At 39.8% G+C, this 11,644-nt stretch carries 10 protein-coding genes and 2 pseudogenes; 9 read left to right on the forward strand and 3 right to left on the reverse strand.

Going from position 1 to position 11,644, the window contains the following annotated elements:
- Positions 1–304: DinB family protein (locus tag ACNQGS_RS28385; RefSeq protein ID WP_491490299.1), on the forward strand; the 304-nt coding region annotated here is incomplete at its 5' end.
- 424 nt (positions 305–728) lie between these two features.
- Entirely contained in the window at positions 729–2,225 is a 1,497-nt protein-coding gene (locus ACNQGS_RS28390) for an RNA-guided endonuclease InsQ/TnpB family protein (protein WP_491490300.1), read from the forward strand.
- Between the two features lie 314 nt (positions 2,226–2,539).
- On the opposite strand, the gene ACNQGS_RS28395 is transcribed toward ACNQGS_RS28390, so the two are convergent.
- Together ACNQGS_RS28395 and ACNQGS_RS28400 are read right to left on the reverse strand one after the other, a co-directional pair.
- A complete protein-coding gene (locus tag ACNQGS_RS28395; protein WP_491490301.1) occupies positions 2,540–3,412 on the reverse strand; it encodes an HNH endonuclease in 873 nt (290 codons plus the stop codon).
- Positions 3,413–3,430: 18 nt separating this feature from the next.
- Positions 3,431–4,360: a hypothetical protein gene (locus ACNQGS_RS28400; RefSeq protein ID WP_491490302.1), complete on the reverse strand. Its 930-nt coding sequence runs from the start codon at positions 4,358–4,360 to the stop codon at positions 3,431–3,433.
- A gap of 959 nt (positions 4,361–5,319) precedes the next feature.
- On the opposite strand from ACNQGS_RS28400, the gene ACNQGS_RS28405 reads away from it, so the two are divergent.
- Positions 5,320–6,300: a quinone oxidoreductase family protein gene (locus tag ACNQGS_RS28405; RefSeq protein WP_491490303.1), complete on the forward strand. Its 981-nt coding sequence runs from the start codon at positions 5,320–5,322 to the stop codon at positions 6,298–6,300.
- 47 nt (positions 6,301–6,347) lie between these two features.
- Here the strand turns inward: ACNQGS_RS28405 and ACNQGS_RS28410 are convergent, their stop codons facing one another.
- Positions 6,348–7,247: a VanW family protein gene (locus tag ACNQGS_RS28410; RefSeq protein ID WP_491490304.1), complete on the reverse strand. Its 900-nt coding sequence runs from the start codon at positions 7,245–7,247 to the stop codon at positions 6,348–6,350.
- Between the two features lie 369 nt (positions 7,248–7,616).
- On the opposite strand from ACNQGS_RS28410, the pseudogene ACNQGS_RS28415 reads away from it, so the two are divergent.
- The 6 genes and pseudogenes from ACNQGS_RS28415 to ACNQGS_RS28440 all read left to right on the forward strand — a co-directional run.
- Positions 7,617–8,819: pseudogene (locus ACNQGS_RS28415) on the forward strand (phytoene desaturase family protein); the annotation flags it as partial.
- 65 nt (positions 8,820–8,884) lie between these two features.
- Positions 8,885–8,932 (forward strand): annotated as a pseudogene (locus ACNQGS_RS28420) (hypothetical protein); the annotation flags it as partial.
- A 93-nt stretch (positions 8,933–9,025) separates the two neighbouring features.
- Complete coding sequence (locus tag ACNQGS_RS28425) at positions 9,026–9,376, forward strand: sigma-70 family RNA polymerase sigma factor family protein (protein ID WP_491490308.1); 351 nt, start codon at positions 9,026–9,028, stop codon at positions 9,374–9,376.
- Positions 9,377–9,786: 410 nt separating this feature from the next.
- Positions 9,787–10,110: an ArsR/SmtB family transcription factor gene (locus ACNQGS_RS28430; RefSeq protein WP_491490305.1), complete on the forward strand. Its 324-nt coding sequence runs from the start codon at positions 9,787–9,789 to the stop codon at positions 10,108–10,110.
- Between the two features lie 53 nt (positions 10,111–10,163).
- Positions 10,164–10,679 (forward strand): SRPBCC domain-containing protein, encoded by a 516-nt coding sequence (locus ACNQGS_RS28435; protein WP_491490306.1) that lies wholly within the window; start codon positions 10,164–10,166, stop codon positions 10,677–10,679.
- Between the two features lie 126 nt (positions 10,680–10,805).
- A complete protein-coding gene (locus ACNQGS_RS28440) occupies positions 10,806–11,237 on the forward strand; it encodes an SRPBCC family protein (RefSeq protein ID WP_491490307.1) in 432 nt (143 codons plus the stop codon).
- The last annotated feature ends 407 nt before the right edge of the window (positions 11,238–11,644 follow it).

Raw genomic sequence — 11,644 nt, forward strand, 5'->3', positions numbered from 1 at the left:
GAAAAAACCACTTACTCCAAGAGAAGAATTACATAATCTCAGTTTAGAGGAAATAATAGCACGATTTGAACAAGTAGATTCAATCGTAAATGAATTATTAGAACTAAATGGACATAAATTAAACGTGCTAATTGAGAGAGACATCCCTTGGAGAGAAGCACCTGAACGATTATCAATTACTCCTCGTAAATTGCTAATGCACACCATTACTCACGAGTTTCATCACAAGGGACAAATAGTAGCCATGCTCCGTCAGATGGGTTATGAGCCCCCAAATACAGATGTATTGGGAACAGAAGATTAATATAAAATAGAAGTATTTTGGGCGATGTTTAATTGACATTGCCTTTTTCCGGCAGTTAGTCTTAATAAAAATTTAAGCAATGCTATTAATCTAGCAAAAAGTAAATGGATGGCATTTACTAAAATGCTATAATCTTGATGATAGGGTTTAATTTTTAGAATGTGCATTGAAAGGGTTGTTAAAATGACAACAAATAAACCAAATTTGAAACCATCTAAAAAACAGCAGGGTACTAGAACGGAATAAAAAACGGTCATTATCGAAAAGCAGCGTAAAACCACTAGCTTAAGATATGGGGATATAAGCTGTTTTTTTGTTTATTTTTTCAATGAAATCTAGTGATCTCACTATACTTTTTTATATTATGTGATATAATTTAATTAAATACAGAACATTTGTTCCTATTTAGAGGGAGGTGAATACGATGTATAGGTCCTATAAAGTACAAATTCATCCTGAACATGAGTTGTTTGAATACTGTGATTCACTATGTTTTAAGGCGAAAATTTTGTACAACATTACCAATTATTATATTCGTCAGGTTTACACATCATTAAGAAAAGAAATTAGAAGTGAAAATCAACTTCAAGTGTTACAAGATATTGAAACCTATTTACCTCAAATGAATGTAATTCGCCTGAAAAGCTATGAAAAAGCAAAAGCAAAACCTATAAAAGTAGACAAAAAAGGCAAAATTATAGAACCAAAGTTGAAGCTTTTCGAAATGCCAACCCAAGAGAAATCATTCATTGGATATGCCTTTTTAGAAGCCTTATTTAAGGTTATGAAACAGATTGATTACACCTCAATGCCCTCTCAGTCCAATCAACAAACGATGAAGAAAGTATATGATGATTGGAAAAGCTTTTTTGAAGCCTCTAAGAAATATAAACTCAACCCTGCTAGCTTTTCTGGTAAACCAAAAATTCCAAAATATAAACCGAAGAATGGCCGCACCACGTGTTATTTAACGAACCAAATTACGGAAATAAAAGATGGGAGTATACTAAAATTACCAGGAACTCATCTTCCATTAAACTTGGGAAAGATCGCTTATTCTGAAGGAAAATTTCAACAGGTTCGAATTGTACCGTCCTATGGCCGCTTTGTAATAGAGATTGTTTTTAAAGTAGAAGAAGAAAAGGAAATCAAGAGAACAGATAAACAAAAAAATGAATTAGTATTTCCGCCAAGAAGGGTGATGGGTATTGATTTGGGCGTGGATAACCTGGCAACTATTATCGATAACACAGGGCTAAAACCGCTGCTTATTAAGGGTACATGGTTAAAATCGATTAATCAATACTATAACAAATTAAGGGCAAATTATATGTGTATTATAAGAAATGGAAAAGGTCCAAAAGAAGGGATATTTACCACTAATCGCTTGATTTCATTGGATCGTAAAAGGAATAATCGGGTCATGGATTTTTTACACAAGGCCAGTGCAAAAGTAGTGGAGATTGCTTCAGAAAGAACGATTGATACTATTATCATAGGAAGAAATGTTGGTTGGAAATCGGAGGTCACATTGAAAAAGTCTAATAAGCAAACCTTCATCCAAATTCCGTATGCCACGTTCATTGAAATGATACGATACAAGGCTGAACGGAAAGGAATTCAAGTCATCGAACGAGAAGAAAGTTATACCAGCAAGTCTAGCTTTTTGGACAATGATCCGATTCCAACCTTCGGAGATGATAACCATCCACTTTTTAGTGGGTATCGGTGTAGTAGGGCTTTCTACAAGATAAAGGGATTGAAAATTTCCATTCATGCCGATGTAAATGGCGCCTTTAATATTGTTCGAAAACATGTAAAGGATGCGTTTGATGGACTTGAAAGAAAGCAGTTCCTTCAAGCCCCAAAGAAAATCATCATAATGAAGAATAAACATGCAAAGCTGAAGGCTTTGGCCTGATGTATTAGCGGGACTTGTGGTAGCCCACGAAAAGACAATGGGCTTTTAAAGCCTATTCTTTCGAAACCCCGAACTTTAGTTATGGGGATACTCATCCAATCGTTTGCCTCTATTTAGAAAGCCTTGTCAATGAAAATGCGGTATACCTTGAGGAAGTTAATGGTACTGATGATCGAAAATATAAATTTACGAAAAATCTGTAGGTAACAGTCACAAGCCACCAACCTAACGGTAAAAGGTGCAGGGAGAAGTGTTAGCAACACTTCTCTTGCTTGTTCCTAGAAAATATCCCACCTAGAAATTTTTTAGAGAACTTACCTAACCCCGCCACCCCAGATTTCTCTACCGCCAGTATGGCCAGTGTTTTGATGGACGTCTTCATCGACGAGTTGAAGGACGCCTGGTTCTTCATTGTGGTGCCAGGTGAACCCCTCAGGAGTGTTCCCTTGTCCTAGCTGTGCGATATCATGTTGGTCTAGTCCTATTTGTTGGGCTAGAGCTGAATCTGATTGGATTGCCTCATATAATTCTTGATTCGCGAAGGAGAAATGGACATTGTCTGATTGGAGGTAAAGCTCTTCCGGCAAATGAACCTCAACGTCACTTTCAAATACAGGGAAGGTACCTGTCACGTATTCACCACTTGGTAATTCTACGGTTTTTTCGATAAAAGGTACTCCTGTTTCGGGATGAAACTCTCCATTTAAATGGTCGTTTCTTGTATCAAGGTCTTCTGCATCAACAATATCGGCCCCATCAATAAGATCGGCAACGCCTACCGCTAACATGGAAATGGCCGCTACTTTTCCGATGTTTTTAACACCCTGAAGTGCTTGTTCCTTATCGCCTTTTTTTAAGCCTTCATACGTGGTGCCTGCGCTTTTTGCTGTGTAGGTGATGGTGCTGCCGATCCCTTTAAGCGTTCTGCCGCCAGAGTCTTTCAAATCGCTGAAGCCCTCTTTCTTTGCCTGCTCGTCTTTCTTGATGACTCCGTATGTGCCTTTTACGGCTCCATCGATGAACTGACCGGCATTATCTAATGCAGTCGTTGATGCCAGCTTAATTCCATCACCGACTTCCTCTACCCATTCGGATTTAACTGCCTTTCCCGCTAGTTTGACGCCGCCTCCAACAACACCGCCTGCCAAACTGCCAATACCTTTACCAACTGTCCGAAAAAAAGCCACCTCAATCGCTCCTATCTATTATTCTCTAACTAATAATAACTGTTTCATATCTCCGTGAACTAAGGCGCCGCTACCACCTGATGAATAAAAATAGATATAATAAATGCCTGCCCTTTTGGCAGAATGGACTGGTTGGTAGCCGTTATTCCATTCCTTTATGTCTTTAATCCATACGTAATCCAGGGCTTTTCCATTTCCTTTGTACCGAATGGCGGCCCGATCGTTAAGTTTTAATTCTCCTTTTATGAACTCTATTTTCATCTCCATCATGTCATCACTATATTTTCTTAAGTAGGTTACCTGACCAATGAACTTGAATCTCTTTAGGTTAAGCGTATCGTTGTTTTTAGCTTTGGTCTTGGTGGTTGCTGCTGCAGGTGTTTTAGAATGTAGTTCATTGGCTAATGTCTTTTTGGATTGCAGCTTAGGTTTCTTGAAAGTGAAAAATTGGATGAGCGATCGTTTTTTCCAAGGATTTTGCTGCCGACGGCGTTGTTTGATTTTTTTAATATGCGCTTTTGCTTCTTCCCGATACTGCTGTCTTAAGAGCGCTCGTTGGTTTCGTATCTGGGCTGCAGACTTGGCGTCCTCCATTCTAATCATCAAGCCCAGACCGCTAATGTCAAACAATGCGCCCAATAGGAAAATAGCCGCGGATTCTTTCATTTTTGAATCAATCGATTTTAAGATTTCAAAATGTTTATTTGTTTTAAGATTGAAGTATTCTCTTAGGAACTCCCCAACAACATAGTCCTTATAAGAAGAAGCTTCTACTAGTTTTACCGCCATATCATTATTCTTAACGGCCTGGCTAGTTACGATAAAAAACAATAAATCGTTTCCAACATAGTCGCCTGCACCTAAATCCTGAAAATATTCCCTATTAAAATTGTTTAAATATGTCAAAAATCTTGGATCACTCTGTAATTGCACTAATGCTTTCTTCATTAACAAAATCCCCCATTATATGTAAATATATTTTAACATAAATAGGGGGTTGGTACTTATTACCCATGCTTGTCATAACCCGAATTTTGTGGGAGATTGATAGAGTTTTGGGAGGGTGGCCGGTTGATGTGGATTCTTCCCAAATGTTTAACAAGATTCGACATTTCTCTGCTGCAAAAATATATATAAATCTAATTGTAGAAAAGGGTTTGGCCGATACTAATCAATCGTTTGGATAAATGACAATATTTTTGGTGAAAAAGGAAGGAAAACCCGATTAAATCAATAGCCTTTTGGTTTTCATCCAAACGTTTAATTGGAAAATCGGTAGTAGATTTTGATGAAAATTAGGTGATTTCCGAATGTGTGTTTTACCTTCAAGAAATGAAGCATCTTAATCTGGCAATATTCATCAAAATTTCAGGAGAATAAGACTAGGAATGTTGTTTTATCAACATTTTGGTCCGATTTACATAAACGTTTGACTGAACGACAACCATGTTCGTAATAGTGAAAGGAAAAGTAAACCCTGGCAAGACATTGAATCGATTTATACAAACGTTTGATTAGGTTGCACAGGAGCAACAATTTGTTGTAATTCTTCGAACTGTGTGATGCATGGGGACGGTTCTCGTGTGTCATTTCTAACATTAGCTAAGAAGGTTTCTCTTTGGTTATGTCTTTTACCCAACACTCTTTCATTTTCTGTGCCTGATAACAATTCGGGAGTGAGGAAGTTTAGTTTGCCGGATTTGTTGTTCAAGTTTGGGTTAGTTGGAATGGTTAAGTGGGGGGTATTCCTTTTTCCGTACTAAATCAAAGGGTATTCCAAATGGAGGAAGAGGAGGGTAGTAGATATACAGACCTATTTATGCTAACAATAAAAGAAAGTGGTTTTAAAATTGAACTGGTTCACAATTCATATTGTCCCACGTTAGTATTGCGTTTAATAATTAGAGATGAGGTATTTATATATGAAAGCACTTGTTTTTAATACATTTGGAGGTCCGGAAGTCCTGGAATATTGCGAAGTAAAGGATCCTGTCATCGGTCCGGATGAAATTCTTGTAAGAATGAATGCAATTGGCCTAAACTTTGCAGACATTTATAGAAGGAAAGGAAATTATCATCTTGCCGGGGAGCCTCCCTATATTTTAGGTTATGAAGGTGCAGGAATTGTAGAAAAAGTAGGAGCAGAAGTGCAAGGCATAAGTGCAGGAGACCGTATTGCATTTGCTGATGTTCCATTTGCCAATGCAGAGCTAGTAGCTGTTCCATATGAAAAATTGATACCTCTGCCAGAATCAGTTTCATTTAAGGAGGCTGCATCTATACTCCTTCAAGGGCTAACTGCACATTATCTTACAAGGGACAGCTATGCTGTAAAAAATAATGATGTTGTCTTAGTACACGCAGCAGCCGGAGGTGTCGGGCAGCTTCTTGTTCAAATTGTAAAGCTTCTTGGTGGTAAGGTAATAGGCTTAACATCTTCCAAGGAAAAAGTTGAAGCTGCAAAAAAAGTGGGAGCGAATTTGGTTCTCCAGTACAAGGATGACTGGAAGCAGAAAGTTCTGGAGGAAACGAACGGCAAAGGGGTGGATGTTGTTTATGAATCAATAGGCTCTACACTCATGGACAGTTTTGCTGTTACGCGCATCGGTGGTACAGTTGTATTTTATGGGATGGCAGGAGGAGATCCGGCTCCAGTTGATCCCCGTATGTTGATGGATACCTCAAAAACTCTAACGGGGGGAGATCTTTGGAATGTTCTCACTTCTAGGGAAGAAAGAGTGACACGATCAAAAGAGCTGTTTAGATGGATAGAAGAAGGAAAAGTAAAAGTATCGGAGCCGACCATTTTTGCGTTAAAAGATGGACAAGAAGCTCACCGGTTTCTAGAAAGCCGAAAAAGTACGGGTAAAATCTTATTACTACCTTGAAAAACCCAATTACTTTGATGAAAACGAAAATTCCCCAAAGTTTCTCTTTACTTTGGGGGATGTTGCCGATTAGGAAGGTATGGAACTTCGTTAGGCGTATATGTGATGACATCAGAAGAATAGATTTCAATTTGTAATTTGTGTCCTAACGGTTTTGCAAGAATGAGTATAGGTTGGTTGTATTCGTTTTTAAAAATAAAATCAGGCCCGTTCCAACTGACAGTGGCATCCCGTTTGGGTGGAACGTATGAAACCTCTTTACTATGAGAATGTCGCTTAACAACTTTTAAACCTGCATTATCGATTGCGTTAAAAAGGGTAGAGGATACTTGACAAATTCCACCGCCCAAGTCTTCTGCATATTCCCCTTTTACAATGACAGTGGCAGGCAGATATCCTTTTCCTGCGGATCTTTCACCAACCACTTTATTGAAGGAAAATGTTTCACCTGGAAAAAGTACATAATTATTAATGGCATTTGCAGCAAGATAAATATTATTGTTTCTTTCTTTGTTATTGGAGCTGAAGAATGTAACATATTCCCCAATTTTTTTTGCTCTAATATTTTCAAGTAATTCACTGTCGACCATTGGAAAAGTGGTTTGTAAAGGGACTTCGAATTCAGATGAAGTATTGTTAAAATAATAAGTGAAAATTTTTTCTGTGAAAACTTCGCGGTTTAAATGGTAACCGACTTGTTCTGGAATAATATTGCCATTAATATCTATCATTGCATTTTTAGGGTTTTTTGTAACCTGCTGATCGATTTCGTCCATGAATTTTTGAAACTTTTCTGTATCGATAATAGGTAAGAATGGCAAGTGCATCGAAAAATTACTACCGTTAACAACTGAGATAGGATGGCCATTGTGAGTGATCACTAAATTTCCTTGCATCGTCACTTGTTGAGATAACATTATAAGCCCGAGCATCCAACTGAAATTCATATGTTTAAACCTCCCTACTATCATTATGAGTTGAAATCTTTATTTCATGTACTAGGTGCTCTACTTTCATTACCTTCCTTTCTGGAAAGGAATCCTTTTGCATCCAAGATTGTTAGTGGTTCAAATACAAACATAAATCAAGATCAGAATGGGTGAGTGAAACAAAAGCATATTAGAATGAATAACGCTTGGGGTATTCAGCTTTTATTTAGAATTAACGCTTATTTTTGTGGTACTTCATCAACTTCGGAGCATATCCCTTCTCATTTCCATTTTTCCCTAAGAGGACAATAACCTTCAAAAAGGTTTTCCTTGTTTTTGTCACAAAATCATTCGCTCACCCGTTATGTTTGTAAACAATCGAAAAGGGTGATTACAATGACAAAATATGATGTTGCGATTGTAGGCGGGGGAATTGCGGGTTTAACTGCCGCGATTTATGCCGCAAAGGCAGGAAAGAAAACGATCGTTCTGGAACAAAGCAAACGGCTGGGAGGAAGGGCCATTACAAATAAAAAGCAGGGTGTCTATTTTAATTTAGGCGGTCATGCCTTGTATAATGGGGAAGCGTATAAAACATTTCGCGAACTCGGATTGCAATTGGAGGGGCCCTCACCTTCTGTTGAGGCATATGGATTATGGAAAAATCATTTATTAACCATGCCAACGAATATTTCATCCCTCGTTCAAAGTCCGCTTCTAAGCTGGGGAGGAAAACTAGAATTTGCAAAATGGTTTATAAAATTGGGGAAAATGGATACAAGAATCTGGAATCAAATTAGCATCCGGGATTGGATTGAAACTGAAATTCAGGACCCAATGCTGCGCAACCTGTTCTATTCACTGCTTCGAACAACAACTTATACTGCTGCCCTTGATTTACACCCGGCTGGACCGGCTTTAAAGCATATGCAACATGCATTGCTTGGTGTATTCTATCTGGAAAAAGGTTGGGGGTCGCTCGTCGATGAGCTTTATGAGCACGCTGTCCAGTTGGGAATAAAAGTAGTAACCAATTGTAAAGTGGCTTTAATCGAGCATCATGAGCAAAAAGTCCGGTCGATTTTATGTGCCGATGGCAGTAAAATAGAAGCAACGAATGTTATTTTGACTACATCCCCAGCCATTTCTTACAACCTGGTCCCTCATGCAGAACATACGGCACTCGCCACGTGGAAAAAGCAAGCAATCGCTGTTACCGGCGCCTGTCTAGATGTTGGCTTACGCCAGCTGCCCAATCCTAAACATCAATTTATCTACGGCGTAGATCAACCCATTTTATATTCCAATCATTCACGTAACGGAAGACCACGCCCAGCCATCCTAAGCGACGATGGAACACAAGTAATTTCGCTTTTCAAATATCTGGGCCCGCAATCGGACCCGGAACAGGATGAAAGAGAGTTGGAACAGGTGTTAGATCTCGCCCAGCCTGGTTGGCGAAATCACGTGGTTGCCCGGCAGTATCTGCCCAAAATGACAGTGGTTCATGATTTTCCTCATCTGAATCGAATCGAAAATCCAGGTCCCACAGTACCTGAAATTGAAGGGCTCTATGTCGCCGGTGATTGGGCATCGCATGGGGAACTGCTCGTAGACGCGTCTGTGGCCAGTATGCCAACGAAAGGGCCGTCTTTTTGCTTCGCGAGGCCTTTCATTACTCCTATGATGAAATCGCAGAAATTCTCGATAAAAGCAGTGCGAACTGTCGCCAAATTTTCCACCGTGCCAAGAAAAGTATGGATTTTACCCCCGACCAACAGCCATCCGTTACGATTATGGAATCAAAAATAAAAGAGTTTGTCCACAGCTTCATAAATGGAGACATTACGCAAATATTGGAACTTGTCAGTGAGGATATCGCGATGTACGCGGATGGCGGCGGAAAGGTAACAACAGCAAGGGTGCCTATTTTCGGCGCTGCAGGCGTCATCCGATTGCTGCAAAACCTGTTGAAAATGCATGCAGGAAAGTTTACCTTCTCCTTTGTCGCCATCAATGGGATTCCAGGACTGATCCTAACAATGGATGATGACCTGAAGTATGTCTATTCCTTCGCCTTTAATGGTAATCGGATTCAGACCATCTATATAGTTGGCAATCCCGACAAACTGCGGCATTTGCAATAGTGGGGGAACAAGCTTTAGCTGTGGGGGAAAGTTGGTTTGCTTGTTAAGTACCGCATGAAAGAATCCATTTTAATCAAGATTGATTAAAATGGATTCTTTTTTATTCCAAACGATTTTATGTCCCAGTATATTTCTCCAGTAAGATAGATAAATTGTCAACCTATTAGGCTATCCTTATAAAAAAGAAACAAAAGATTTAATTTAATAAAAAATAATCACAATATTCCTTTGCAGGAATATTCTTATTGTGTTATATTCCGTTTAAGGAATATTATTCAAAGCTAGAACTTCATATTTGGAGGATTGTGTGAAGCTGGGAGGGGATATTGAGACAGAGTACTTTTTACAATTAAATAGGGTTAAATGAATATTAAATTTAGCTGTTTTATGGATAGGGGTGGGTTCTATAAATGGATACTACAACACTGAACGCTCTTTCCGAACCCAATCGTTTACAGATTGTAGAGCTTTTGCGAGAAGGTCCCCTTACAGTGGGGGAAATTTCTGAACGTTTACAAATCCGTCAGCCACAAGTTTCTAAACACCTTCGTGTTCTTAGTGATGCCGGAATTGTTAAAGTACACGCTGATGCAAATCGGCGCATCTACCAATTACGACCTGAGCCATTTATCCAATTAAATGCGTGGCTTGAGTCATATCGCCGAATTTGGGAAGAAAGATTTGATAGCTTGGACGATTATTTAAAGGAAATACAAGAAAAAGAAGAAAAATAAAACCTAATATCAACTTTAATAAATATAAAACATTTGAACAAGGAGGAAATACAATGGCAAACAACACAATGGTATCGAGAGTAGAGGATGATCGGGTACTGGTATTAGAGCGCGTTTTTGATGCGCCACGAGAACTCGTATTCAGGATGTTTAAAGAGCCGGAGCATCTGAAACGCTGGTGGGGGCCGAGGGGCTGGGAGATTCCGGTCTGTACCGTCGAGTTCCGTCCGGGAGGCGTTTGGCATTACTGTATGAAGTGTGTCGATCAGAATCAGGGTCAATTTTTTGGTATGGAATCCTGGGGTAAAGGGGTTTATAAGGAGATTATCGAGCCGGAGACGATCGTCTACACCGATTACTTTTCGGATGCCGAAGGCAATGTGAATGACTCCATGCCGTCGACCGAGATCACATTGGAATTCATCGATTTGGGCGGAAAGACAAAGCTGATAAACCGTGCTGAATATGTTTCTGAAGAGGCCCTTAAGACCGTCATTGACATGGGCATGCTGCAGGGCATCACCGAAACTTGGGACCGTTTGACCGAACTAGTGGAGTCGCTGAAGTAGATTTACCGTAACGCTGTTTTCAGCGTTAGTAGGGTTTTAAACCAGTTTAGTTTAAAGGGATTTTGGAACCTTTGGTAAAATACGGTCATTTATATTTAACATGATTACAAAGGAGGAATATTGAACATGCCCACATCTGAACAGGAGTTTACCATTACCCGTACCCTGAATGCCCGCCGCGAGCTCGTGTGGCGCGCCTGGACAGAGGAGAAGGAACTCGCCAACTGGTTGCCTTCGACACCTCTGGAGACCATCTCCTTCGACGTTCGCGAAGGCGGACGCTACCGCTACACGATGGTCAACATCGAGACCGGCGAGGAGTATCCCACCGGAGGTGTGTTTCTCGAAGTCGTACCTTTCGAACGGCTCGTCTTCACCTGGGGTTACCCCGATGCTCCAATCGAGAACTCTCCTGTCGTGACTCTAACACTCACCGCACACGGCGACCGTACTGAGATGATTTTCCACCTGCGCGGATTTGCCGGTCACCCCGGCGATCAGTACGTGTACGACGGCTGGTCTGATGCGCTTGACACGATTGTAGAAAAATATACTTAAACAAACAGGTGCTTATAGTTAAACAAAGGGTTGCTGCTGCAACCCTATTTCTTGTTCCGCTAAGGTGCGGTCTTTTTCTTATTCTAACGAAGCAAATTAGTAGAAGAAGGAATAATTAAACCTTTATCGAATATGGACAAACAGGGAGTTTAAAAAAAGGAAGGCTGTGAGGATTGAATGTTTAATGAGAAAAAAGAGAGTTCAATTTTAGGAACAGTCATAGCGGTTAGTTAAGTAAGAGGCATACGTTTAGTTTGACATCATGACCATCCTTTTTCCATCCCAGGCTAGCTGCTCCTATTTTGTTAGGATATCCAAAAATTGAACGTGTATGTAGTTTTACGAAATGCTGTTCGGTGAATGAATGGAAAGGGTTTTCTATACATATAAAGAATAAGTAGTTATAA

The organism is Neobacillus sp. PVCKKU3, assembly GCF_058323225.1.